Annotated in this window: 21 protein-coding genes and 1 tRNA gene; 16 read left to right on the top strand and 6 right to left on the bottom strand. The window is 69.4% G+C overall.

Features of this window, described 5'->3' with window-relative positions:
* From QC818_RS11505 to QC818_RS11480, 6 genes are all read left to right on the top strand, one after another.
* Complete coding sequence (locus tag QC818_RS11505; protein ID WP_309653005.1) at positions 1–327, top strand: YnfA family protein; 327 nt, start codon at positions 1–3, stop codon at positions 325–327.
* 259 nt (positions 328–586) lie between these two features.
* Complete coding sequence (locus QC818_RS11500) at positions 587–820, top strand: hypothetical protein (RefSeq protein ID WP_309653004.1); 234 nt, start codon at positions 587–589, stop codon at positions 818–820.
* A 246-nt stretch (positions 821–1,066) separates the two neighbouring features.
* Positions 1,067–2,296 (top strand): serine/threonine transporter SstT, encoded by a 1,230-nt coding sequence (sstT, locus tag QC818_RS11495; protein ID WP_309653003.1) that lies wholly within the window; start codon positions 1,067–1,069, stop codon positions 2,294–2,296.
* A 207-nt stretch (positions 2,297–2,503) separates the two neighbouring features.
* Complete coding sequence (locus tag QC818_RS11490) at positions 2,504–3,034, top strand: helix-turn-helix domain-containing protein (RefSeq protein ID WP_309653002.1); 531 nt, start codon at positions 2,504–2,506, stop codon at positions 3,032–3,034.
* Positions 3,031–3,762: an AzlC family ABC transporter permease gene (locus QC818_RS11485; RefSeq protein ID WP_309653001.1), complete on the top strand. Its 732-nt coding sequence runs from the start codon at positions 3,031–3,033 to the stop codon at positions 3,760–3,762. The genes QC818_RS11490 and QC818_RS11485 overlap by 4 nt, the downstream gene beginning before the upstream one ends.
* On the top strand, positions 3,755–4,099 hold the full coding sequence (locus QC818_RS11480) for an AzlD domain-containing protein (protein WP_309653000.1): 345 nt from the start codon (positions 3,755–3,757) through the stop codon (positions 4,097–4,099). Before QC818_RS11485 ends, QC818_RS11480 begins: the two co-directional genes overlap by 8 nt.
* A 144-nt stretch (positions 4,100–4,243) precedes the next feature.
* Here the strand turns inward: QC818_RS11480 and QC818_RS11475 are convergent, their stop codons facing one another.
* Positions 4,244–4,552 (bottom strand): hypothetical protein, encoded by a 309-nt coding sequence (locus QC818_RS11475; RefSeq protein WP_309652999.1) that lies wholly within the window; start codon positions 4,550–4,552, stop codon positions 4,244–4,246.
* 297 nt (positions 4,553–4,849) lie between these two features.
* Between QC818_RS11475 and QC818_RS11470 the strand changes: the two genes are divergently transcribed.
* Entirely contained in the window at positions 4,850–6,763 is a 1,914-nt protein-coding gene (locus tag QC818_RS11470) for a methyl-accepting chemotaxis protein (protein WP_309652998.1), read from the top strand.
* 104 nt (positions 6,764–6,867) lie between these two features.
* Here QC818_RS11470 and QC818_RS11465 read toward each other — a convergent pair.
* Positions 6,868–6,944, bottom strand: a tRNA-Ile gene (locus QC818_RS11465).
* Positions 6,945–7,352: 408 nt separating this feature from the next.
* Between QC818_RS11465 and QC818_RS11460 the strand changes: the two genes are divergently transcribed.
* The 9 genes from QC818_RS11460 to fauA all read left to right on the top strand — a co-directional run bounded on the left by QC818_RS11460 (position 7,353) and on the right by fauA (position 21,029).
* Positions 7,353–8,900 carry a pyridoxal phosphate-dependent decarboxylase family protein gene (locus QC818_RS11460; protein WP_309652997.1) on the top strand — a complete coding sequence of 516 codons (1,548 nt, stop codon included), beginning with the start codon at positions 7,353–7,355 and terminating at the stop codon, positions 8,898–8,900.
* A gap of 18 nt (positions 8,901–8,918) precedes the next feature.
* Positions 8,919–10,247 (top strand): lysine N(6)-hydroxylase/L-ornithine N(5)-oxygenase family protein, encoded by a 1,329-nt coding sequence (locus QC818_RS11455; RefSeq protein WP_309652996.1) that lies wholly within the window; start codon positions 8,919–8,921, stop codon positions 10,245–10,247.
* Positions 10,244–11,416, top strand: a complete 1,173-nt coding sequence (locus QC818_RS11450) for an MFS transporter (protein ID WP_309652995.1) — start codon at positions 10,244–10,246, stop codon at positions 11,414–11,416. Before QC818_RS11455 ends, QC818_RS11450 begins: the two co-directional genes overlap by 4 nt.
* Before the next feature lie 2 nt (positions 11,417–11,418).
* Positions 11,419–13,881 carry a GNAT family N-acetyltransferase gene (locus QC818_RS11445; RefSeq protein WP_309652994.1) on the top strand — a complete coding sequence of 821 codons (2,463 nt, stop codon included), beginning with the start codon at positions 11,419–11,421 and terminating at the stop codon, positions 13,879–13,881.
* Between the two features lie 261 nt (positions 13,882–14,142).
* Complete coding sequence (locus QC818_RS11440; protein WP_309652993.1) at positions 14,143–14,649, top strand: RNA polymerase sigma factor; 507 nt, start codon at positions 14,143–14,145, stop codon at positions 14,647–14,649.
* Between the two features lie 72 nt (positions 14,650–14,721).
* A complete protein-coding gene (gene fhuF / locus QC818_RS11435) occupies positions 14,722–15,480 on the top strand; it encodes a siderophore-iron reductase FhuF (protein WP_309652992.1) in 759 nt (252 codons plus the stop codon).
* Entirely contained in the window at positions 15,477–16,415 is a 939-nt protein-coding gene (locus QC818_RS11430; protein WP_309652991.1) for a helix-turn-helix transcriptional regulator, read from the top strand. The genes fhuF and QC818_RS11430 overlap by 4 nt, the downstream gene beginning before the upstream one ends.
* 104 nt (positions 16,416–16,519) lie before the next feature.
* Positions 16,520–18,628: a TonB-dependent siderophore receptor gene (locus tag QC818_RS11425; RefSeq protein WP_309652990.1), complete on the top strand. Its 2,109-nt coding sequence runs from the start codon at positions 16,520–16,522 to the stop codon at positions 18,626–18,628.
* Positions 18,629–18,848: 220 nt separating this feature from the next.
* A complete protein-coding gene (fauA, locus tag QC818_RS11420; RefSeq protein WP_309652989.1) occupies positions 18,849–21,029 on the top strand; it encodes a TonB-dependent alcaligin siderophore receptor FauA in 2,181 nt (726 codons plus the stop codon).
* 56 nt (positions 21,030–21,085) lie between these two features.
* On the opposite strand, the gene QC818_RS11415 is transcribed toward fauA, so the two are convergent.
* The 4 genes from QC818_RS11415 to QC818_RS11400 form a co-directional block, all read right to left on the bottom strand.
* Positions 21,086–21,367, bottom strand: a complete 282-nt coding sequence (locus QC818_RS11415) for a DUF3325 family protein (RefSeq protein ID WP_309652988.1) — start codon at positions 21,365–21,367, stop codon at positions 21,086–21,088.
* Positions 21,368–21,375: 8 nt separating this feature from the next.
* Positions 21,376–22,941 (bottom strand): PepSY-associated TM helix domain-containing protein, encoded by a 1,566-nt coding sequence (locus tag QC818_RS11410; protein ID WP_309652987.1) that lies wholly within the window; start codon positions 22,939–22,941, stop codon positions 21,376–21,378.
* Entirely contained in the window at positions 22,925–23,206 is a 282-nt protein-coding gene (locus tag QC818_RS11405) for a DUF3649 domain-containing protein (RefSeq protein ID WP_309652986.1), read from the bottom strand. Before QC818_RS11405 ends, QC818_RS11410 begins: the two co-directional genes overlap by 17 nt.
* Before the next feature lie 139 nt (positions 23,207–23,345).
* Positions 23,346–25,514, bottom strand: a complete 2,169-nt coding sequence (locus QC818_RS11400; protein ID WP_309652985.1) for a TonB-dependent siderophore receptor — start codon at positions 25,512–25,514, stop codon at positions 23,346–23,348.
* Positions 25,515–25,575: the final 61 nt, after the last annotated feature.

Here is a 25,575-nt window from a genome sequence, read left to right as displayed (position 1 = left end):
ATGCCGACCCTGATGCTCTACATCGCCGCCGCCCTGGCCGAGATCGCCGGCTGCTTCAGCGTCTGGGCCTGGTGGCGGCTGGGCGCCTCGGCGCTGTGGCTGGTGCCCGGCCTGGCCAGCCTGGCGCTGTTCGCCTGGCTGCTCAGCCTGTCCGCCGCCGACTACGCCGGCCGCGCCTATGCCGCCTACGGCGGCGTCTACATCGTCGCCTCCCTGGGCTGGCTCTGGGCGGTGGAACAGCGCCTCCCCGACCGCTGGGATCTCGCCGGCGCCGGCCTCTGCCTGGCCGGCGCCGCGCTCATCCTGCTGGGGCCCCGCCCCGGCTGAACCGGGCCGCCGCCCGCCTCGATAGCGTATGGCTATCAATAGAATCGCCAGAATGCATGGGCCCGCCATGGCCCCGCCGTCCACGGATCGCTAGGATCATGGCCCGCTTAGCGGGCCCGGCGCTCCGGCGGCCCAGGTACCGCGACGGCCATAAAACGAATGTTTTATACTGGCGTCCCCCACCGGGGCCCGCACGGTCCATCGGACCCGCGACGTCCGATGTCAGCGTCGCGCGACACCCATAACGAATAGCAACGCCATGCCATTACCCCTGGACACCACCACCGAACAGCGCATCCTCTTCTCGCCCGGGCCCGGCGAGACCTGGATCCTGCTCTGCTCCTGCGGCAACAACGAGGTCAGCCGCGACCGCCACGGCTGGACGCGCTTTCACCCCGACTTCGACCAGAATCGCTGCCGCTGCCTGGCCTGCGGCCCCGAGGCCGCCCTGGACTATCATGCCGACGCCTACCGGCATTACCGCGCGGGATGACGATGCCATAAGTTTCTCCTGAGAAACCGTCCTGACACATCATTTCCCCCTGCCTTCAAGAGCCACGAAAGTCTTAACCCCTGGCCTTATGCGACGATGGTAGAATGCCGGCGCTCGCCGGGCATGCCCGATCCCGACACGCGTCGCCTCCGCCGACACCCGCCGCGCGGAGGCCGGCGACGTGGCGGGTTTCGCCATCCGGCCCTCGACCGACCACCGCATCCCGTGACTCCCGAGTACCGCCCCATGATCACAACCCTCAACACCCTGGGCCGCCCGCTGCGGCGCCTGGGCCTGGTGACCCAGATCGCCCTGGGCATCGTCGCCGGCATCCTGCTCGCCGGACTCGCCCCGGAGCTGGCCCGCTCCGCCGGCCTGCTCGGCCAACTGTTCGTCTCCGCCCTGAAGGCCGTGGCCCCGATCCTGGTCTTCGTGCTGGTGGCGGCGGCGATCGCCAACCACCGCCGCGGCCAGCCCACCCACATCCGCGCGGTGCTGGTCCTGTATCTCGCCGGCACCCTGATCGCGGCCCTGGTGGCCGTGGCCGCCAGCTACGCCTTCCCCACCCAGCTGGCCCTGGAGACGCCGGCCGCCGAGGGGGCGCCCCCGGGGGATGTCGTCCAGATCCTGCGCCACCTGCTGCTCAGCGCCGTCGAGAACCCGGTCACCGCGCTGATGGAGGCCAACTTCATCGCCATCCTGGCCTGGGCCATCGGCCTGGGGCTGGTCCTGCGCCAATCCGCGGACACAACGCGCACCATGCTCAACGACCTGGCCGACGCCGTCTCCGGGGTCGTCAAGCTGGTGATCCGCCTGGCGCCGCTGGGGATCCTCGGCCTGGTGGCCAGCACCCTGGCCGAGAAAGGGCTGGGCGCGCTGCTCGACTACGGCCACCTGCTGCTGGTGATCGTCGGCTGCATGCTGTTCGTCGGCCTGGTGACCAACCCGCTGCTTGTCTTCCTCAAGACGCGCCGCAACCCCTACCCGCTGGTCTTCACCTGCCTGCGGGGCAGCGCCATCACCGCCTTCTTCACCCGCAGCTCGGCGGCCAACATCCCGGTCAACCTGGAGCTGTGCCGACGCCTCGACCTGCACGCCGATACCTATTCGGTCTCGATCCCGCTGGGCGCCACCATCAACATGTGCGGCGCGGCCATCACCATCACCGTGACCACCCTGGCCGCGGCCCATACCCTGGGCATCGATGTCGACTTCGCCACCGCCCTGCTGCTGTGTATCGTCTCGGCGCTGGCCGCCTGCGGCGTCTCCGGCGTGGCCGGCGGCTCGCTGCTGCTGATCCCCATGGCCGCCAGCCTGTTCGGCATCTCCGCCGACGTCGCCATGCAGGTGGTGGCGATCGGCTTCGTGATCAGCGTGGTGCAGGATGCCACCGAGACCGCGCTCAACTCCTCCACCGACGTGCTGTTCACCGCCGCGGCCTGCCACGCCGACGCCCCGGACACCGGACGCGACTGAGCTCCCCCGGCCCGGCCGCCGCGACGGCCGGGCCGCCATGCCCTGCTCGCCTCACGCAGCGTGCCTCTTCCCTCTTCCCTCTTCCCTCTTCCCTCTTCTCTCTTCCATCTTCCCTCTTCCTTCTTCCTCGGCCCTTGACAGGCTGACGTTCCTTTTATAGAACGTTCTCTATATCGAACAAATTCGGGTTGTGTTTCGGGAGACGCCATGGACCACCTCGCCCTCGCCACCCTGGGCCAGCACCTGCAGCGACTGCGCCAGGAAAAGGGACTGTCGCTGTCGCAGCTGGCCTCGGCCGCCGGCCTCGCCAAGTCGAACCTGTCGCGCCTCGAGCAGGGCAACGGCAACCCGACGCTGGACACCATCTGGCGGCTGGCGGTGCAGCTGGAGGTGCCCTTCGGCACCCTGGTGGCGCCGATCGGCGAGCCGCTGGGCGAGGACGGCGTCCAGGTAAGGCTGATCGACCAGGGCCGCGAGACGCCCCAGGTGGATGCCTACTGGATGCGCTGCGCGCCCCACACCACCCGGCTCGCCGAGGCTCACACCCCCGGCGCGCGGGAATCGCTCACCGTGATCAGCGGCCGGCTGGAGGCGGGCCCCGAGGGCGAGATCACCCGGCTGCAGGCCGGCGACAGCCTGGCCTTCCCGGCCGACCGCCCCCACCGCTATCGCACCGGCGAGCACTGGGCGACGCTGCTGATGACCATCGTCTACGCCGAGGGGGGCGCCGCGCCATGAGCCTGCAGGCCACCTCGACGCTTGCCCGCCCCTGGCTGACCGGCATGCGCGAGGCCATCCCGCTGCTCGGCGGCTATGTGCCGGTGGCGGTCTCGTTCGGGCTGATCGCCGTCCAGTCGGGCTTCGGTCCCTGGGAAGCGACGCTGATCTCGCTGTTGATCTACGCCGGGGCCTCGCAGTTCCTGTTCGTGGGCATGGTCGCCGGCGGGGCGCCGCTGTGGCTGGTGGTCGCCATGACGCTGCTGATCAACGTCCGCCACGTGGTCTATGCCCCCAACCTGGCGCCGATGCTGGGCCAGAGCCGCCGCTGGCCCTGGTTGATGCACGGCCTGACCGACCAGGTCTTCGCCGTGGCCCTCCATCGCCTGCCGCAGCTTCCCGAGGCCCAGCGCCCCGGCTGGTTCACCGGCGCGGCCGGGCTGGCCTGGGTGAGCTGGGTGGCCGGCACCCTGCTCGGCGCCGTGGCCGGCGACTGGCTGGTGAGCCGCTGGCCGCTGCTCGGCCAGGTCCTGCCCTTCGCCCTGCCGGCGCTGTTCCTGGCGCTGCTGGCCCCGCGCTTCACCTCGCGGCGCTGGAGCCTGGCGCTGGCTGTCAGCATCGGGGTGGCGATGCTCTGCACCCTGGCCGGCCATGCCAACCTCGGCATCCCGGTGGCCGCCGCCTGTGGGGCGCTGTGCTTCTATGCGGTGAGGGTCCCGACACCCCGACAAGGAGGCGACGATGAGTAGCGCTCTCTGGCTGGCCGTGCTGGCCTCGGCCCTAGGCACCCTGCTGCTGCGGGTGGTCCCGCTGCTGTGGATGCAACGCCGCCTGGCGCGACTCCACGGCAAGGACGGCGTCGAGGCCATGCCCCGCTGGCTCGTCCTGCTCGGCCCGATGATGATCGCCGCGGTGCTCGGCGTCTCGCTGGTGCCGCGCGACCCCGACGCCCTCGCCTGGGCCGCCACGGCCATCGGCGTGCTCGCCACCCTGCTGGTGTGGCGCCGCACCCGCTCGCTGGGCTGGCCGGTGGCCGCCGGGGTCGCCGCCTATGGCGTGGTGGTGGTGCTGGCCGGGCTGGGCTGAGGGCCGCAAGGGATCACCGCCGCTCGGCGTGAAGGCGGTGATGTCGTGGGAGCGCAGCTTGCAAGTAGCCGCAGGCACCGTCGGCGAAGGGAGCGGCTCCGACGCGAATCAGCGCGGCCCCACCACGGGTCGGCGAGCCCTATCTCAATGGCAGACGGCCCCCCAGATGGACGCGAAGCTGCCAACCTCGTCCTCCAGGAAGACCATATGGGGTTCCCCATAGGAGACGAACCTCTGTCGGCGGAACGCCTCGCCCGGGGCATCTCGGTAGACGACTTCGCCGCAGATGTAGGGCAACAGCCCCGTGCCGCTATGGAAGTAGAGGTCGTGGAAGCGTACCGACTCGGGATCGGGCAGCCGATCCCGGATCTCTTTCAGCCCCGGATCCAGCCAGGTGAAGTTCGTGCCGCGATCGGCGGCGAGGCTCGGCGGGGTCACCAGGCAGGCGGCCAACGAAAGACACAGTAAGCACTTACCTCGGCATTCCTCGCTCATGAGGCCGGGTTCCCCCCGATCGACCCTAAGGGAAGTTCATAGGCTAATATACTGTAGTCGAGTCGAGGGGACGCTGCCGAAGGCCGGTCAACGCTCCATCGCGCGGAGCCCTGCTCCACAGGATGGCGGAACCTCGGGCTTCCCCGGTTTTCCCGCTCGCCCCCTACAGATTTTCCCCGGCCCGCCGATAAAAAGCTGACCAAGCAGTCAACAAAAGAGCAGGCGCCCCGAGAGGGCGCGAGCCAGGGGAAAACCATGAAGCATCTCACTATCGCCCGGAAGCTGATGATCGGCATCAGCCTCTGCATGATCCTGATCGTCGGCGTGGCCTCGGCCGTGCAGTACCGGCTATTCAGCGACCTGATCACCGATCGGGTCACCGACGGCGAGCTACCGGCCACCCTCGAGAGCATTCGCAACGACATCCAGGCCACTCTGACCGGGCCGATCACCACCGCCCAGGACCTGGCCCACAACGGCTACCTGCTCGACTGGCTGGCCCGGGGAGAGACGCCGGCGGACAGCGAGCGCGCCGTGGCCTACCTCGAGCGCCTACAGCAACGCACCGGCGCCAACACCGTCTTCTACGTGTCGGCCCTCAGCGGCCACTACTACACGGCGAACGGCATCGAGCGGACCCTGGACCGCCAGGCGGACCGCTGGTTCTACGACGTGGTCGACGACGCCGACGGTCCCGACTACACCCTGGACATGGATTCCGAGGGCGGCGAGCTGAAGGTCTTCATCAACCACGCCGTGGAGCTCGACGGCGAGCGCGTCGGGGTCGCCGGGGTCGGCTATACCCTCGACACCATGGTCGAGACGATCGCCGACTACCGGCTCGGCGAGACGGGCGCGGTCTTCCTGGCCAACCGGGACGGCCGCATCAGCGTCCACCCCGAGGGCGCCTCGATGGCCGGGCGGCCGATCGCGGAACTGCCCGGCTGGGAGAGCCAGGCCGACGCGCTGCTGGCCGGGGACGGCTATCGCGACACCACCCTCACCACCCCCGACGGCGCCGAGCAGCTGGTCGCCGCCATCGAGGTGCCCGGCACCGACTGGCTCGCCTTCGCCCGCATCCCGCGCGGCGAATTGTTCGCCGATCTCAACCGGGCGGTGCTGTGGGTGATGCTGATCGTGGCATTGATCCTGCTGGCGAGCCTGGCGGTCCTGGCGTGGCTGCTGCGCGCCCTCTTCCGCCCCATTCGACGCACCGCGGAGGCCATGCGCGAGATCGCCAAGGGCGACGGCGACCTGACCCAGCGGCTGCCCGTGCAAGGCAGGGACGAGGCCAGCGAGCTCGCCATCCAGTTCAACGCCTTCGCGGACAAGATGCACGACGTGCTCGCCCAGGTCAGGCGCAGCAGCGAGGCCGTGCGCCACGCCGCTCGGGAGATCGCCAGCGGCGGCCAGGACATGTCGCGACGCACCGACCAGGCGGCCTCCAGCCTGCAGCAGACCTCGGCCTCGATGGAGCAGATCACCGGCACCGTGGAAAACACCTCGGCGTCGTCGCTGGAGGCCAACCAGCTCTCGCAGTCCGCCGCCGAGCTGGCCCGGGGCACCGGCGACACCGTCGGCGAGGTGGTCACCACCATGGGCGAGATCCAGCAGGCCTCCGAACGGATCGGCGACATCATCAAGGTCATGGACGACATCGCCTTCCAGACCAACCTGCTGGCGCTCAACGCCTCGGTGGAAGCGGCCCGCGCCGGCGAGAGCGGCAAGGGCTTCGCCGTCGTCGCCGGCGAGGTGCGCCAGCTGGCCACGCGCAGCGCCGAGGCCTCGCGGGACATTCGCGGCCTGATCGAGGCCTCCGGCGAGAAGGTCCAGGGCGGCACCCGGCTGGTACGCGACGCCGGCGGCGCCATGCACGAGCTCGTCGAGGTGGTGAACCGCGTGGCGAGCATGCTCGGGGAAATCAGCCAAGCCACCACCGAGCAGAGCGACGGCATCGGCCAGGTCAACGTCGCCGTCGCCGAGCTCGACCGCATGACCCAGCACAACGCCGCCCTGGCGGAAGAATCCACCTCCGCCGCCGAGCAGCTGCGTGAACAGGCCGACCGCCTGGCGGAGCTGGTCGGCAGCTTCACGCTCGATGACGCAGCGCAGGAGTACGCGCTCAACGACGCCCGAGAGGAAAGCGAACGCCCCCTGGCACTGGCATAGATCGGCCTCGGCGAAACGAAATGGGGCCGACCGCCGTGGCGGTCGGCCCCATTTCTCGATGCGGTTCAGAAGACAGCCTGCCGCAACGGCGGGTCAGAGAATTCTGGTGGGCCCAGCTGGACTCGAACCAGCGACCAAGGGATTATGAGTCCCCTGCTCTAACCAACTGAGCTATAGGCCCGTATCAGCGGCTGCGTATGATAGCGAATGCCGTTGGCCGAGGCCAGCGGCATCGCCCTCCTCGAGGCCCCTCTCGATAGCTGCCTGCCCCCATCGCGCCGCAAGCTGCGCACCTACGGGCGGAACATCACTCTCCCTCTCGCAAGGCTCCTGGCACATCCTCCCTTCCCGCGCAGCAAGCTGCACTCCTACTCCCTCAAAAGGCGCCACTCCCTCGGCGCGACGGCGTCTCGCCGGTCTGCAGAAAAAAGTTCGTTCTTTCGGTTCAGAACCCGCCGGGGGCTGCGTCATCCCTCCTGCACGACATAAATGATAAAGATTTTTATTCGCAGGGATGTCGCCTCGTGTGCACGAGGCCTCCGTCGCCGGACCATCCGGGTCCGGCACCGCAGAACGAACGAGGTGCCCCATGACATCACGGCTAGAGGAACGGGGGCCGAGGCTCGGCACCGAGCCCGCCCCCCTGGCGACCGACCAGCTGTTCAATGCCCGCCACGCCGAGGCCTACTGGCAGCAGGCGACGCGCTGCGTCGACCTGGTGCGGCGCAAGGTGGCCGACGTGGACCGCCCCTTCACCGGGGCGCGCCCCGAGGAGCTCGAGGGGCTCTTCAAGGACATCGACCTGAACGCGCCCCTCGGCGAACTGCGCCCCGCCCTGGAGGAACTGGAGCGGGTCTACCTGGACGACGCCGTCTACTTCCACCATCCCCGTTACGTGGCGCACCTCAACTGCCCCATCGTGCTGCCCGGCATCCTCGCCGAGGCGATCCTCGCGCCAATCAACTCCTCGCTGGACACCTTCGACCAGAGCGCCGGCGGCACCTTCATCGAGCAGTCGCTGATCGACTGGACGGCGGATCGCATCGGCCTGGGCGAGGACGCCGACGGCGTCTTCACCAGCGGCGGCACCCAGTCGAACCTGATGGCGCTGATGATCGCCCGGGACCACCACGGCGCCGCCCTCGATGGCCACGGCGGCAACAAGCACGCGGGCCTGCCCGCGGACTATCGCCGGCTGCGCATCCTCGGCTCCGAGGTCAGCCACTTCAGCCTGCAGAAGTCGGCGGCGATCCTGGGCCTGGGCTACCAGGCGGTGATGCCGGTGGCCTGCGACGATAGCTACCGCATGGATCCCGCGGCGCTCAAGGCGCGGCTGGAGGAGTGCCTGGCGATGGACCTGATCCCCATCGCCGTGGTGGCCACCGCCGGCACCACCGACTTCGGCAGCATCGACCCCCTCGAGGAGATCGCCGCGCTGTGCCGGGAGCACGGCATCTGGCTGCACGTGGACGCCGCCTACGGCGGGGGCCTGCTGTGCTCGCGGCGCTATCGCCACCGCCTGGCCGGCATCGAGCACGCCGACTCGGTCACCGTCGACTACCACAAGACCTTCTTCCAGCCGGTGAGCTGCAGCGCCTTCCTGGTGCGCCGGCGCTGCGACCTGCGCCACGTCACCCACCACGCCGACTACCTCAACCCGCTGTGCCAGGCCGAGGCCGGCACCCCGGACCAGGTCAACAAGAGCCTGCAGACCACCAAGCGCTTCGACGCCCTCAAGCTGTGGCTGACCCTGCGCATCATGGGCGCCGACGCCCTGGGCGAGATGTTCGAGCGGGTCATCGACCTGGCCGGCGAGGCCCACGGCGAGCTGGCCCGCCACCCGGACTTCGAGGTGCTGCTCGACCCGCCCATGAGCACCCTGGTGTTCCGCTACCGCCCGGCGCGCCTCACCGAGGCCGAGCTCGACGACCTCAACGCCTACGTGCGCACGGCGCTGTCACGCAGCGGCGAGGCGGTGATCGCCGCCACCAAGGTCGACGGCAAGCGCTACCTCAAGTTCACCCTGCTCAACCCGGACACCCGGCTCGAGGATCTCACCGCCATCCTCGAGCGCATCGTCCACCACGGCCGCGACTGGTGCGACACCCAGGCCCAGGCCCGCGCCGCCGTTTCCTGACACCGACGAGATCTCATCATGCAACAGACAGTGCACGACTTTATCGCCATCGGCCTCGGCCCCTTCAACCTGGGCCTGGCCTGCCTGACCGACCCCATCGAGGAGCTCGACGGCCTCTTCCTCGAACGCCGCGACGGCTTCGACTGGCACCCCGGCATGCTGCTGGAGGACGCCACCCTGCAGACGCCCTTCATGTCGGACCTGGTCACCATGGCCGACCCCACCAGCCGCTTCAGCGTGCTCAACTACCTGAAGCAGCAGGGCCGGCTCTACAACTTCTACATCCGCGAGAACTTCTTCCTGCTGCGCAACGAGTACAACCGCTACTGCCAGTGGGCCGTCGAGCAGCTCGACACCATCCGCTTCGGCACCGAGGTGACCCGCGTCGACTTCGATGAGGCCGAGGGCGTCTACCGGGTGAGCTGCCGCGATACCCATAGCGGCGAGGCCCGGCTCCACCTGGCTCGGCACCTGGTGCTCGGCACCGGCACCACACCCTTCCTGCCGGAGGGCTGCCGGGACCTGGACCCGCGCCCGCTGCACTCCAGCGAGTACCTGGCGCACAAGGCCGAGCTGCAGCGCCAGGAGGCCATCACCCTGGTCGGCAGCGGCCAGAGCGCGGCCGAGATCTACCACGACCTGCTCGCCGACATCGACCGCTTCGGCTACCGGCTCGACTGGATCACCCGCTCGCCGCGCTTCTTCCCGCTGGAGTACGGCAAGCTGACCCTGGAGATGACCTCGCCGGACTACATCGACTACTTCCACGCCCTGCCCGAGGCCACCCGCAACACCCTGATGCAGCAGCAGAAAAGCCTCTACAAGGGCATCAACCTGGAGCTGATCGACGCCATCTACGAGCTGCGCTACGCCAAGGAGCTCGGCGGCGAGGTGCGCTCCGAGCTGCTCACCAACACCAGCCTCGAGACCTGCCGCTTCGATGCCGCGCGCGGCGAGTACGAGCTGACCCTGTGGCACAGGGAACAAGAGCGGCACTTCCGCCACCGCACCCCGGCGCTGATCATGGCCACCGGCTACCGCTACCACATGCCGGACTTCCTCGCCCCAATCACCTCGCGGATCGCCTTCGACGACGCCGGGCGCTACGCCGTGGGCCGCTTCTACGACATCGACGGCGGGCGCGGCGAGATCTTCGTGCAGAACGCCGAGCTGCACACCCACAGCCTGGTGGCGCCGGACCTCGGCATGGGCCCCTACCGCAACGCCTGCATCATCCGCGCCCTGACCGGCAAGGAGGTCTACCCCATCGAGGAGCGCATCGCCTACCAGCGCTTCGGCGCCCCCAGCGAGGCCGTCTTCGAACCCCTGGACGCGGAGCCCGCATGAGCCCGACCCCCTGGCTGGTGGCCGTGACCGCCGTGGCGGTGGTCAGCGACGCCATGCTGCTGCCCTTCTACCCGCAGTTCTTCGCCGAGCGCTTCGGCGTGGTCGACCCGTCCCACGTCGGCGGCTACCTGGCGATGAGCTGCCTGGTGGTGATGCTGGCCCTGCCCGTCTGGGCGCGCCTGGCGCGCCGGGTCGGCACCCTGCGCCTGCTGATCGGCACTCAGGTAGTGGCGGGGTGCCTGAGCCTGTCCTGCGCGGTGGTCACCTCGCTGCCGTGGTTCTGGGGGCTGTCGATGGCCATGCTGGTGGCCAAGGCCAGCTACCTGCTGGTCTACCCCTACCTGATGCACTTCGAGCCCCGGGATCGCCACGCCAGCCTGATCGGGCTGCTGTCGGTGGTGGTGCATGCCGGCGGCATCCTCGGCGCCGTGATCGGCGGCCTGGTGCTGGAGCACTGGCAGGCGGCCCAGGTGTTCCGGGTGATGGCGGTCAGCGACGCCCTCCAGGTGGCGGCCTGCCTGCTGCTGCTCAAGCGCGGCCGGGCGCCCCACGCGGCCCCCGCCACCCCGCCGGCCCCGGGCACCAGCGCCGCCATCCTGCGCCTGGGCCTGGTGATGCTGCTGTTCTACTTCAGCGCCTACCTGGCGCGGCCCTTCTTCGCCCGGTACTGGGAACTGGCCTCGGGCCTGCCCGGCGAGGTGCTGGCCGGCGCGGTCTTCGCCATTCCCGGCGGCGTGGCCGTGGCCCTGCTGGCCCTCGACCTGCTGGGCCGCCGCCCGGGCGGCGAGGCCATCGTCCTGCCGTTGGCCATCGGCCTCACCGGCCTGCTGCTGCAGGCCAGCGGCGAGATCGCCGCCATCCTGGCCGGCCGGCTGCTGTTCGGCTGGGCGCTGTTCCGCGTCACCGTGCGCCTGGAGGTGCGCATCTTCCAGTTGAGCACGCCGGCGCGCTACGCCAGCGACTTCAGCAAGATCCACGTCTTCCAGGGGCTCGGCGTGCTCGTCGCCTCCTGGGGCGCCGGCCGCCTGGTCGACGCCCAGGGCCTGGCCAGCCCCTTCCTCGTCGCCGCCCTGGGCTTCGCCCTCTGCGCCCTGGCCCATCGCCTGCTGCTGGCCCGGGCGGAGGCGAGCCCGGCGCGGCCTGATGACCCCCTTTCTGCAAGGACCTGACCATGAACCTCTTCCAACCGACCCCGACCACCCACCTCACCTACAGCCGCCACGCCCAGGGGCTGGGCACCTTCAGCCTGCGCCCGCTGCAGCTGCCCGAGGACCTGGCGCGGATCCACGCCTGGGTCAGCGCGCCCCGGGCCCGTTTCTGGGGCATGCAGGGCCACTCGCCGGAACGCGTCCAGGCCTTCTACCGCGACCTCCAGGAGAGCGAGCATGCCCAGGGCTACCTGGGGCTGTTCGACGGCGAGCCGGCCTTCCTGGTGGAGTGCTACGACCCGCGCCACGATCCGATCGGCGAGCATTACGAGGTGGCCGAGGGCGACCGCGGCATGCACTTCCTGGTGGCCCCGGCCGAGACGCCGCTGCCCGGCTTCAGCGCCCAGGTGATCACCACCATCATGGCCTTCATGTTCGAGGATGCCGCCACCCGACGGGTAGTGGTGGAGCCGGACGTCGACAACCGCAAGATCCATCCGCTCAACCGCCGGGTCGGCTTCGTCTACGACCGCGAGGTCGAGCTCCCCGAGAAGACCGCCCACCTGGCCTTCTGCGACCGGGCGGCCTTCGCCGCCGCGGTGAGCGCCGAGAACCCGCGCCTGGATCCGAGCCTGGCCGCCGACCCGGCCCGGGCCGCCGACCACCTCACGCCCGAACTCTGGGCCCGGGCCAACCGCTGGCTGATCCGCAAGGCCATCGCCGAGTTCACCCATGAGAAGCTGCTGGCCCCCGAGTCCCTGAATGCCGAAACAACCGCCGTCGATGCGGCCGGCACTGGCGACTACCGGCTGGCCGCCCCGGACGAGGCGGCCGAGTACCGCTTCCGCGCCCGGCGCCTGGCGCTGGATCACTGGGTGATCGACCTCGATTCCCTGGAGAAGCGCGTCGACGGCGCCCCGGCCGAGCTCGACGCCCAGCGCTTCATCCTCGAGTTCCGCCGGCCCCTGGGCATCGGCGACGAGATGCTGCCGGTCTACCTGGAGGAGGTCGCCAGCACGCTTTTCGGCGGCGCCTACAAGCTCGCCGGCACCCGCCCCGACGCCGACGGCCTGGTCGACGCCGACTTCCAGACCCTGGAGGCCGCCATGACCGAGGGCCACCCGGTGTTCGTGGCCAACAACGGCCGCATGGGCTTCGACGCCGTGGACTACCACGCCTATGCCCCGGAGGCCGCCGCCCCCATCACCCTGGTGTGGCTGGCCGTGCACCGCGAGGACGCCCACTTCAGCGCCATCGAGGGCCTGGACTACGAGGCCCTGCTGCGCGACGAGCTGGGCGAGGCGACGCTCCAAGACTTCCACCGCCGGCTCGAGGCCCGCGGCCTCGACCCCGCGGACTACCTGCTGATGCCCGCGCATCCCTGGCAGTGGTTCCACAAGCTGGCCATCACCTTCGCCGCCGAGGTGGCCCGGGGCCGCATCGTCTGCCTGGGCTACGGCCTTGATCAGTACCGCGCCCAGCAGTCGATCCGCACCTGGTTCAACGTCAGCCAGCCGAGCCGGCGCTACGTGAAGACGGCCCTGTCGATCCTCAACATGGGCTTCATGCGCGGCCTCTCGCCCAACTACATGCGCGCCACCCCGGCCATCAACGACTGGATCAAGCAACTGGTCGACGGCGACCCGGAGCTGCGCGCCCAGGGCTTCACGGTGCTGCGCGAGGAGGCGGCCATCGGCTTCCGGCGCGACGCCATCGAGCCGGCCTTCGACCGCTACAGCGCCTACAAGAAGATGCTGGCCTGCCTGTGGCGGGAGAGCCCGGTGCGCTACCAGCAGGACGGCCAGCGGCTGATGACCATGGCCGCCCTGCTCCACGTGGACGCCGAGGAGCGCGCCCTGCTGCCCCGGCTCATCCAGGCCTCGGGGCTCGCCACCCGCGACTGGCTGGACCGCTACCTGCGGGTCTACTTCCGCCCGCTGCTGCACTGCTTCTACGCCTACGACCTGGTGTTCATGCCCCACGGCGAGAACCTGATCCTGCAGCTCGAGGACGGCGTGCCGGTGCGCGCCATCATGAAGGACATCGCCGAGGAGATCGGCATCATGAACACCGAGGCGGCGCTGCCCGAGGCCATCTCGCGCATCGCCGTGGAGGTGCCCGAGCCGCTCAAGGTGCTGTCGATCTTCACCGACGTCTTCGACTGCTTCCTGCGCTTCATGGCCCCGCTCCTCGTCGAACAGGGCGACATCGCCGAGGGCGAGTTCTGGGAGCGGGTGGCCCGCTGCGTCATCGACTACCAGCAGGATCACCCCGAGTTCGCCGAGAAGTTCGCCCGGCACGACCTCTTCGCCCCGGAGTTCACCCGTTCCTGCCTGAACCGGCTGCAGCTCAACAATCACCAGCAGATGATCGACCTGGCCGACCCGGCGAAGAACCTCCAGTTCGCCGGCACCCTGATCAACCCCATCGCCGCCTTCCGCCCGCAGACGGCGACCGACGACGAGTCCCGGGAGGCCCTGGCCTAGTCCGGCTTCGCCCGGGCCAAGGGAAATACAGCGGAGCATGACGAGGGGCGCCGTGGACAGGTCGAAGAGGGGGTCCTACGCCATGGATGGCGTCGGTAGCGCCCAGGGAAGGGTTCACAGCGCCCCCTCGGAGACCTGTCGACGGATCAGCCCCGAGCGGCAATGTTGACTCTCGTACTCCACGGCCCAGGCAATCATATTTGATAATGAGACTTATTATCACAATAATGGGGCGCTCCGCATCCCGGACGGAGCCACCCCATGACGGACCATCCCGACCTCGACACCCTCTTCCGACGCCATGCCGGCGACCTCGCCGGCTATCTCAAGCGCCAGCTGCCTTGCCCCCACCTGGCCGAGGACCTCTGCCAGGACGTCTTCCTGCGCGTCGGCCAGCAGCCCCCCTGTGAGGCGCTGGAGCAGCCTCGCGCCTACCTGTTTCGCATCGCCCGCAACCTGCTCATCGACCATCAAAGGCGCCGACGGACCCGGCCCGCCGGCCAACCGCTGGACGACCCCGAGCTGTGCCTGGCCTGCCCCCGGGCCTGCCCGGAGCGCGACGCCGACCGCGCCCTGTGCCGCCGGGCCCTGGACGCTGCCCTGGCCGGCCTGCCGCCGCGCCAGCGCCAGGCCCTCACCTGGCACCGCCTGGAGGGGCTCACCCAGGCCGAGATCGGCCGCCGGCTCGGCGTCTCCGAGCGCATGGCCGGACGCTACGTGGCCCAGGCCATCGCGCACTGCCGGGATCGTCTCCAGGCGGCCGCCTGACGCACACGATTACTTTGATAACGATTCCCATTTTATCTATCATCCGGCAACGATCTTCCCGGTGGAGGCACCATGACCCAAGCGCTGTCGTCGCTCTACATCGGCCCCCTGGAAGGCCTGGCGCCTCCCGAGGTCTCGGCGACGCCCGGCCCCGACGCCCGGCCCGCCCGGGAGCTTCTCGATCCGGCCTACCTGGACGCGCTGTTCGCCCGTTTCGGCGCCCAGTACGGCCACGGCGACCGCCGCGCGGTGGCCTCGCTGTGGTCCAAGTGGCACTTCAGCGCCCTGGCGGCCCATGGCCTGATCGCCAACCTGCTGCTGGAGCGCGACCTGCCGCTGGGGCTGGACGAGCTGCACCTCCGGCAATCCCCCGAGGGGCAGACCAGCGGGCTGGTGCTGCGCCATGCCGGCAAGCCCCTGGCCGAGCTCGAGCCCACGGCACGCTTCGCCACCCTGCTCGACGGCCACCTGACGCCGCTGGTCGAGGCCCTGGCCGCGGCCACCGGCGCCTCGCCCAAGGTGTTCTGGAGCAACGCCGGCAACTACTTCGAGTACTTCGCCAGCGTCATCCACACCCATCCCATGGCCTCGGCCGACCAGGGCGAACCCGCCCGGGCGCTGATGGAGAGCCGCAGCCTGCCCGACGGCCGCCGCAACCCCCTCTATCGGCCGGTGCGCTACGTCACGCCCGCCGCGCCGGACCAGCCCGCCCGGGTGCGCCGGCTGTGCTGCATCCGCTACCTGATCGACGAGCTGGGCTACTGCGCCAACTGCCCGCTGGGATGCCGGCCCGCCGGCAAGGCGGCGAAAGCGGCGAAGGCAGTCGGATGAGCCTGCCCACCGCCGAGCGGCGCCAGCACACGCCCCGCGACCTGCAGGCCTATGGCCGGCGCTACGGCCTCGACTACCGGGTGCCGGGCGTCTCGTCCCAGGACGAGACGCCGGTGGTGCGCGGCGTGGTGCGCGAGTTCGCACCGCGGCCGGGCATGCAGCTGGTCGCCTCGGACGTCGAGATCCTCCACCGCTACGATTCCCGCTCGCGGGCCCCCACGCCGCTGTCGATCATCGTCCTGCTGGAGGGGCGCGCCGAGGTGGCCCTGGGCAACGAGAGCCCGCTGCGCCTCACACCGGGCATGGCGCTGAGCGTGCGGCTGCAGGCCGGCCGGGGACTGGCGGCCTGCCAGCCCGCCGGCCAGCGCCTGCGCGCCCTGACCCTGAGCCTCGACGAGAGCTGCCTGGCCCGGCTCGGGGCGAGCGCCCCGGGGGAAGGCGCCGACAGCCTCCATGCCTGGCGCCTGCCGTCGCCGCTGCGCCAAGGCCTCGAGCAGGCCCTGTCCACACCCCTGCCGGGCGAGGCCCGACGACTGCAGCTCGAGGGGCTGAGCCTGCAGCTGCTGGCCCACGGCGGCCGTTTCGACGAGCCGGCCGCCGCCCCCCGCCTGCCCCCCCAGGAACGCCAGCGCCTGGAGCGCGTGCGCCGCACGCTGCGCGAGGATCCGGCCGGCGATCACCGCCTGGCCGACCTGGCCGAGCTGGCCGCCATGAGCCCCGCCAGCCTGAGGCGCAAGTTCCGGGCGGCCTTCGGCCAGAGCGTCTTCGACTACCTGCGGGAGTGTCGGCTGACCCTCGCCCACGACTACCTGCGCCAGGGCCACAGCGTGCAGCAGGCCGCCAACTTCTCGGGCTATCGACACGCCAGCAACTTCGCTACCGCCTTCCGCCGTCGCTTCGGCTATGCGCCGAGTTCCCTCCCGCCGGCAGGCTGAGCGCCCGGCATAGCCCCGCGAGCATTGCGCATACCCCGCCGGGCGACCTAAAGGGAATAATTCTCATTGCCTAAAGTCACCCAGTATCAGAAAGGATCTTCCGCATGCCGACCCCTCGACCGCTGGCGCTGGCGGTATCGCTCGTTGCCACCGCCACGGCGCTGAATGCTCACGCCGACCAGGCCGAAGAACTCTCCACGCTGACTGTCACCGGCACGGCGGCGACCAAGACCGAGACGCCGTTCACGGAGACGCCCCAGGCCACCTCGCGGGTCGACAGGGAGGAATGGGAGCAGAAAGGGGCCGAGACGGTTCAGCGGGCGCTCGACTATACGCCCGGGGCTTTCACCAACCAGATCGGCTCTTCGAACCGCTATGACTATATCGTGCTTCGCGGCTTCACCGACGGCAGCGTGAGTAACACCTTCCTCGACGGCCTCAAGCTGATGGGCGATGCCGGCACCTTCAGCTCGCTGAAGATCGACCCCTATATGCTCGAGTCCATGGAAGTGGTCAAGGGCCCGGCTTCCGTACTCTACGGTCGTGCCTCCCCCGGCGGGCTCGTGTCCCTCACCAGCAAGCGCCCGGAGTTCACGGAAGAGGTGACCGGGGAGGTCATGGCCGGCTATGGCAACCGTAACCAGTACCAGGCCGGCTTCGATGTGACCGGGAGCCTCGACGATAGCCAGCGTGCGGCTTTCCGCCTCACCGGCATCGCCAGGGGTGGGGAAACCCAGTTCGAGCCGGTCGAGGAGGAAAGCTACGCCATCGCGCCGAGCCTCACCTGGGATATCACGGACCAGACCACCCTGAACCTCAACGCCTATATCTCGCGTGAGCCGGAAGGCGGCTACCACGCCGGCCTTCCCTACGAAGGGACGGTCTCCAGCCGCTTCGGCCGCCACATCGATAACGACACCTTCGAGGGTGAGCCCGATCACGACAAGTTCGAGCGCGACCAGAACCTGCTCGGCTATGAGCTGGAACACCGCTTCACCGATGACCTTACGGCGCGCCAGAAGGTTCGCTATCTGGAGTCGGACGTCACTAACCACCAGGGTTATATAAGCGCACTAAAAGACGGCTCTCCCGCCTGGGCAAGCGATACCGAGCTGTATCGGGGCTACCTGGAGTCAGAGGAGAGCCTCGAGGCCTGGACGGTCGACAACCAACTCGAGTTCAGCCTCGATACCGGTGACGTGAATCACCAACTATTGTTCGGGGCCGACTACCAGTATCGCCAGACCGACACCGAGGATGCCTACGGTGCGCTGACGCCGATCGATGTCTTTGACCCACAGTACGGCGCGACACCGACCGGCGTGACCACCTATTTCAAGAAGGACCGGGAGCTCGAGCAGATCGGTACCTACTTCCAGGACCAGATCAACTGGGGCAATTGGCATGCCATGGTCGGGGGGCGCCATGACTGGGTGGAGATCGACAACGTCGAGCGGCTGAACGACACGGAAAACTCCCGCGAGGACACCCAGTTCAGCGGCCGTGCCGGCCTGCTCTACAGCTTCGACAACGGCGTATCTCCCTTCATCAACTACACCACCTCGTTCTCGCCCAACAGCCTCTCGAAAGACGACGGCACCATCCTCGAGCCGACAGAAGGCGAGCAGATCGAGACCGGGATCAAGTACCAGCCGAACGGTACCTCCGATCAGTACAGCCTGACGGCCTTCCATATCACCCAGGAAAACGTGGCCACCAAGGAAAACCCCGACGCCGAATACGAGACCATCGGCGAGATCCAGTCCCAGGGCATCGAGCTCGAAGCGCGTATCCAACTGGCCAACGACTTCAGCGTGCATGCCGGCTACGCCTACACCGATGCCACCTTCGAGGACACCAACAACAGCTATGAAGGCCAGCAGGTAAACTCGGTGCCGGAGCAGACCGCCACCCTCTGGGGCTTCTATGATGCCTCGGGCGGCCCGCTGCGCGGCCTCGATGCCGGCCTCGGCGTGCGCTACTATGCCGAGAGCTACGCCGACCGCGACAACACCGAGGAAGTCCCGAGCTATACCCTGCTCGACGGCATGATCGGCTACGACTTCAGCGAGGTGGGCCTGGAGGGCGTGACCGGCAAGCTCAACGTCAACAACATGCTGGACGAAGACTACGTGGCTTCATGCAACAGCATTAGCTACTGCTACTTCGGCGCCGAGCGCAGCATCAAGGCCACCGTCAGCTACGACTTCTGATCGCCTTCCTCGCCACCGGCTCCGCCCGGTGGCGAGACCTTCCTCTTCCCTCTCCTCGCACTTCCCGCTCTCTATCCGTTCCGGCGAGCCGGTCGCCCCCTCGCGGTTCCTCCCGCCCGTCTTGAGCATTGCGCATAGCAAAGGGCAACGCCACGCAACGCCGCGGCGCCCCGGAAATGGAATAATTCTCATTCCATCAAGGACGATAGAGGAACTCACCATGCCCCCTGTACCCGCTTGCGGCGTGCACGTCGCGAACCGTCGGCTGGGCGCCACCCTCGCCACCCTGAGCTGCCTGTTGCCCGGGCCCGCGCTGGCCGAGACATCGTCGCCCGACGAGCTCGAGCGGATCCTGGTGGTCGGTGCCGCCCCCGACCAAGCCAGCGAGACGAGCGGCGACTACACCTCGCCCGCCAATCGTAGCGCCACGGGCCTGTCGCTGACGCCCCGGGAAACGCCCCAGTCGGTGAGCGTGATCACCCACCGGCGCATCCAGGACCAGGGCCTGGAAACCAGCGGCGAGATCCTGGAGAGCGCCCCCGGGGTGTCGATGACGCGCAGCGACAGCAACCGCCGCAGCTATTCGTCGCGGGGCTTCTCGATCTCGTCGTTCCAGTTCGATGGCCTGCTGACGCCGATCAACAACTTCTGGAACTTCGGCGACACCGACTGGGACAGCATCCTCTACGACCGGGTCGAGGTGGTGCGCGGCGCCACCGGCCTGATGACCGGCGCCGGCGAGCCCTCGGCCAGCGTCAACTTCATTCGCAAGCGTCCGCTGGACGAGCCCCAGATCCGCGCCGGGATCGCCGCCGGCAGCCACGACCGCCGGCGGGTCAGCGCGGACATCTCCACGCCGCTGAGCGACGACGGCCGGGTCGGGATGCGCCTGATCGCCGCCAAGGACACCCGCGACAGCCACGTCGCCCACCTGTCCGACGACAGTGAGACCTTCTACGGGGTCGTCCAGGCCGAGCCCAGCGAGGCCACCACCCTGCGCGCCGGCCTCGAGTATCAGCACAACCAGACCGACGGCGCCGGATCGGGCTTCCCGCTCTTCCATGCCGACGGCAGCCGTACCGACTACGACCGCTCGGCGGCCAACAACACCCGCTGGTCGCACTTCTTCAACGAGACCACCCGGGGCTTCGTCGATCTCGGCCACACCCTCGACAACGGCTGGACGCTGCGCGCCGCCTACAGCCACGACGACGGCAACTACGGCCTGCGCTACCTCTACCGCGGCGGCTACCCCGATCGCTACACGGGACAGGGCATGTCGCCCTACTTCGCCAACTACCGGGGCGATCGCACCCGGCGCGACCTGCACCTGACCGCCGAGGGCGAGGTGTCGCTGTTCGACCGCCGCCACGAGCTGGGCCTCGGCTGGATGCGCGTCGAGGACCAGATGACCATCGGCCTGGCCTCGCCGCGGGGCGGCTATCCCGACATCGGCGGCTTCTTCGGCGACGATTACCACCGGGTTCCCGAGCCCGACTGGGGCCGCCACGACACCATCGATGACGGTCGCATCGTCCAGCGCGGCGGCTACGCGGTCGCCCGCCTGTCGCTGGCCGACCCGCTGAGCCTGATCGCCGGCGTGCGCCTCAGCGACTGGGAGATCGACCAGACCTACTACGGCGACCGACGCCGCTATGCCTACGAGGACGAGCTCACGCCCTACGCCGGGCTGATCTACGACCTCGACGAGCGCGTCTCGGTGTACGCCAGCTATACCTCGATCTTCGACGCCCAGAACAAGCGCGCCCCGGACGGCAGCCTGCTCGACCCGGTGCGCGGGGACAGCTACGAGGCCGGCCTCAAGGCCAGCCTGCTGGACGGCCGCCTGGATGCGGCCCTGGCCGTCTACCGCACCGACCAGCAGGACCTGGGCGAGGCCATCCCCGGCGAGGAGGTCAGCGGACGCCCCGGCACCCAGGCCTATCGCGCGGTGGACGGAGCCCGGGTAGAGGGCTTCGAGGCCGAGGTCGTCGGCGAGCTGGCCGACGGCTGGCGGCTGTCCGCCAGCTATACCCTGGCCGACGCGGAGGACGCCGACGGCGAGGCCACCAACACCGACCACCCTCGCCAGCAGCTCAAGCTGTTCACCAGCTACCGCCTGCCCGGCGCCTGGCAAGGCCTGACCCTGGGCGGCGGCGCCCGCTGGCAGAGCGAGACCCATCGCCAGGCCTCGAGCCCGAACGGCTCGACCCGGGTCGGCCAGGACGCCTACCTGGTCGCCGACCTGATGGCCCGCTATCGCTTCAGCGACCGCCTGAGCGCCCAGCTCGACGTCAACAACGTCTTCGACGAGCGCTACTACGAGCAGATCGGCTTCTACAGCCAGGCCTGGTGGGGCGAGCCGCGCAGCGCGGTGTTGTCCCTGGACTGGCAGTGGTGAAGGCTCACTCCCGCCGGCGGCCCCGGGTGGCCGCCGGCCCGGAAGCGGCGATCGCCTCATGGTGGGGCCGCCTCCGGGCTCAGCGAGCGCTCGCGCCGAATCACCCCCAGATAGACCAGCCCCGCCCCCAGGCTCAGGTGGCCGCACCAGGCCACCAGGCCTACCCCGCCCCCCCGATGACCGATCGCCACGCCGGCGGCCAGCACCAGCAGGGCAACGCCGACGACGCGACAGCCGAGCTCGGCGCGCGACGCGAGGGTGACGCCGATGCGGCGGCGGACCCGCCGGCCGCCCAGCGCCAGCCCGAGGAAGCCGGCCAGGCAAAGGCTCGGGGTCACCCACCCCATCATGAGGCGATGGCCTTCTTCCGCGCGCGGCGGTGCGTGGCCAGGCGAGACGCCGGCAGGCGTCGGGCGATCGCCGCCAGCAGCGCGGCCAGCGCCCAGCAGCTCAGGTCCACGCCCAGCCGTTGCCCGTCGCCGTCCAGCAGGCTCGCCAGCGGCCCGTGCTCGGTGGTCAGGGCATTGAGCGGCGGCACCAGCGCCAGCAGCAGGCTGCCCAGCCACAGCTGCTCGCGCCAGGCGCGCGCCACCGGGCGCAGGCTCGCATGGACCAGCATCGCCAGCCAGACGAGGAAGACGGCATGGACTTCCCAGTCGGCGCGCCCGGGCAGGCCGACCGGGAGCAGCCGGTTGGCCCACAGGTAGGCGGCCATGGCCACGGGCAGGCCGGCCAGGATGGCGACGTTCAGCCGCTCCACCCAGGCGAGCCCGCCCGGCGGGCGCGGCTTGAGCCGGCGCTTGGCGGTCCAGAGCACCAACCCGGTGGCGATCATCCCGCAGCCGGCCAGCCCCAGGCCGGCATACAGCCAGCGCAGCGACCAGTCGGCGAAGCGGCCCGCATGAAGGCCGACCATGACGCCATGGGTCAGGGCATCCGCCCCCGGCGCCTCGCCGGTGTCCTGGCGGCGTCCGGTCACGCCGTCGAAGACCCGGCGGGGCCCCTGGTCGTTGAGTCGCCCGCCGGGCGCGCGCCACAGGATGACCCGCGCCGCGGCATCGCCGGCATGCTCGATGCGCACCCGCGCCACCCCTCCCCGGCCCCAGTCCCGCTCGGCATCGGCCACCAGGCCGGCCACCTCGACCAGCGGCGCGGCCACGCCGGCGGCACGCCCGACCCGCGGGAAGTCATGCAGCTCGCTCACCGCCTGGCGGCGGGTCTCCGGCTCCGGGAAGGCGGCCTCGAGCCCCCAGGGCATGTAGAGCGTCATCAGCGTCACCAGGCCGGTATAGGTGATCATCAGGTGGAAGGGCAGCCCCAGCACCGAGAAGGCATTGTGGGCGTCCAGCCAGGAGCGCGGTCCCTTGCCCCCGCGGAAGGTGAAGAAGTCGCGCAGGATCTTCTTGTGCAGGATCACGCCGCTGATCAGGGCGATCAGCATCAGCATGGCGGCGGCGCCCACCAGCCAGCGCGCCGCGATCACCGGCAGGTAGTGCAGCTGGAAGTGAAAGCGGTAGAAGAAGTCGCCGCCCCGGGTCGCGCGGGCGGTGACCGGCGACATGTCCTCGGGATCGACCGCCAGGCGCTCGATGCCCTCGGCGCCACGCCACAAGGCCGTCGATACCGGCTCGCGCTCGCTCGGCAGCGAGATCGTCCAGCTCGCGGCCTCCGGGGCTCGCGCCTCGAGCAGCGCCACCCAGCGAGCGACCAGCTCGGGGGCTTCCAGGGGAGACGTGGCCCGGGGCAGCTCCGGCTGCATCCACAGCGACAGGGTGTCCTTGAAGAAGCTCACCGTGCCGGTCAGGAAGATGGCGAACACCAGCCAGGCGGCGATCAGGCCGCTCCAGGCATGCACGCCCCCCATGGCGCGGCGCAGCCCCGGGCCACGGCGGGGCTCAGCCGTGCGTGCCATGCCAGGCCCCCAGCGCCAGGGGCAGCGCGGCCAGCGCGAGCCCCGCCCAGGCGCGGCCCACGTCCCGTGCCGCGAAGACCCCGATCACCGCCGCCGCGAAGACGGCGAAGCTGCCCAGCATGCCGATGCGCGCCGCCGCCAGCGTCGGCAAGGGCAGCGCCAGCGCGGCCAGCGAGAAGAGCGTCGCCAGGCCGTAGCCGCCGGGCCCCGCGGCGATCAGCCGGAGACCGAGACGACGGGCGGACGTCGAGGGAAGGAGTCGCATGCGGGGACCTCGGCGCAAAATATAAAACAATATTAATGAAATAGATTGCGATTTTCATCCGTGACCTTCCCCCCCACACAAAGGGCCCACCCCGTTGCCGGGGTGGGCCCTGGTTAGCCTGGTCGACGGTGCCCGAGGCTCAGTAGCTCCAGGTCAGGCTGGCCATCACATGACGCGGCGCGCCATAGAAGCCCTGATCCCACTTCAGGCTGGTCAGGTACTTCTCGTCGGTGACGTTGTTGACGTTCAGCGAGCCGGTCAGGCGGTCGCTGAAGTCGTAGCTGGCCATCAGGTCGACCAGCGCATAGGCGTCCTGGCGGGTCTTGCCGTCGGCGTTGTCGCGTTCACGCTCGATATCGTCCTGCCAGCGCAGCCGGGCGCCGACCTTGAGCGCCTCCAGGGACGCCGGCCGGTAGCTGGTGGTCGCCCGCACCTGGTGGCGCGGGATGTAGGTGTTGGTGGCCTCGCCGTCGGCGTCCTCGATCTCCAGGTAAGTGTAGCCGACGCTGGCCTGCCAACCCGGGGTCAGCTCGCCGGCCAGGGTCAGCTCGACGCCTTCGCTGGTGATGCCGTCGGCCGCCTTGTAGACATCGCGCCCGTTGAGCTTGCCATCCTGCTGGGCGACGTTGTTCTGCTCGGTACGGAACACGGCGAGGGCCGCATCGGCGCCGCCGTCGAAGACATCCGCCTTGAGCCCCAGCTCGTAGCTGGCGCCCTCGATGGGATCGAGATACTGGCCGCTGCGGTCCAGCTCGGTCTGCGGATTGAAGATCTCGGTATAGCTGGCGTAGAGCGAGGCCTGGTCGGAGAGGTCGTAGATCAGGCCGGCATAGGGGGTCAGCTCGTTGTCGAGGGTGGTGTCCTGGGAGCTGCCGTACTGATCGCCCACGGTGTCCAGCCAGCTCATCCGGGCGCCGACCACGGCCGTCCAGCGTTCGGCCAGGTCCAGCTTGCCGGTGCCGTAGAAACTGCGCTGCTTGATGGTGGCATCACCGGTCCAATCCGGATCGCTATACCAAGTCTCGGACTGGGGGTAACCACCGTCCCACTCATCTAAATCCGGTATTCCATCCGGGGCACCCCCATACAAGGATACCTGTTGGTTACGACTCTGACTCCAGTCGGTACCCAACACCAACTGATGCTTACGCTCAAAGAGATCCACATCCCCCTTGGCATGAATATCGGCCACCCATTGTTCAAGATGACGATCATACTGACTCACCGTCATCGAGCTTACAGTGTCACCATCGGCATTGACATAGGTGGCTGGAATACTACCTGTGCTTGCATCCGGCACGTTACCGATATAGAGCATTTCACCATCGGACAGCATATCCAGATGGGTCACCGTGCCCTTGAGCGACCAATCCTCGGAGAGCCGCTGGGTCAGCTCGACGAAGCTGCGCTGCGTTTTCGTATCCCAGTGGGACCAGTCCGGGGCCGATGACGTAGAGCGATCATAGTCGGTGGGATTGCCGGCCGAGTCGTAGAGCGGCAGCGCGCCCCACATACTGCCGTCGGTATCGTTGCGCTGCCAGGTATGGCCCAGCGCCAGCTGGGTGCTGTCGGTGAGATCGGCCTCCAGCACGCCGTAGAGCACGCCGCGCTCGCGGTGCAGGCGATCCAGGTAGGAGTCGGTGTCCAGGCCCGATGCCACCAGCCGCCCACGGACCCGGCCCTGGTCATCCAGGGGCCCGGAGACGTCGAGCACCAGGCGACGATGGTCGTGGCTGCCCAGGGTGCCGGTGACGGAGACCTGGGGCGTCGCGGTGGGCCGCTTGCGCACGAAGTTGACCGTGGCCGCCGGGTTGCCCGAGCCGGACATCAGGCCGGTGGCGCCGCGCACCACCTCGACCCGGTCATAGACGGCGGTATCGATGTCGCCATGCACGTTGTTGTAGGGCATCGGCAGGCGCAGGCCGTCGACCTGCAGGTTGGAGATCTCGAAGCCGCGGGACGAATAGTAGGTGCGATCCGTCTCCACGCGCTCCACCGTCACCCCCGGGGTGGTCTCCAGGACATCGTTGAGGGTGTGGAGCTTGAAATCCTCGATCTGGGCCCGGGTCACCGTGGAGACGGATTGCGGCGTCTCGCGGGGCGTCAGGTCGAGCTTGGTCGCGGTGCTGGTGCGCGAGACGCGGTAGTCGTCGGAGCCCTCGGTGACGATCGACAGCGCCTCGGCCTCGACGGTCACCGTCTCGAGGGCCTTGGCGGACTCGGTCTCCTCGGCCAGCAGGACGGGCGACATCAGCGCGAGGGAGCCGGCGGTGGCCAGGCCGAGGGCCCGGCGCACGGCGCGGGTCATCGGGTCGAGTCCGATCGGGCGGGATGCAGGATGGGACATGGGTTGAGCAAGCCTCTGGGTT

The organism is Halomonas koreensis (genome assembly GCF_031451675.1).
GTDB classification, from domain to species: Bacteria; Pseudomonadota; Gammaproteobacteria; order Pseudomonadales; family Halomonadaceae; genus Halomonas; species Halomonas koreensis.
Note: the sequence above shows the minus strand (reverse complement) of the source record. Positions and strands in the feature narration are given on the sequence as shown.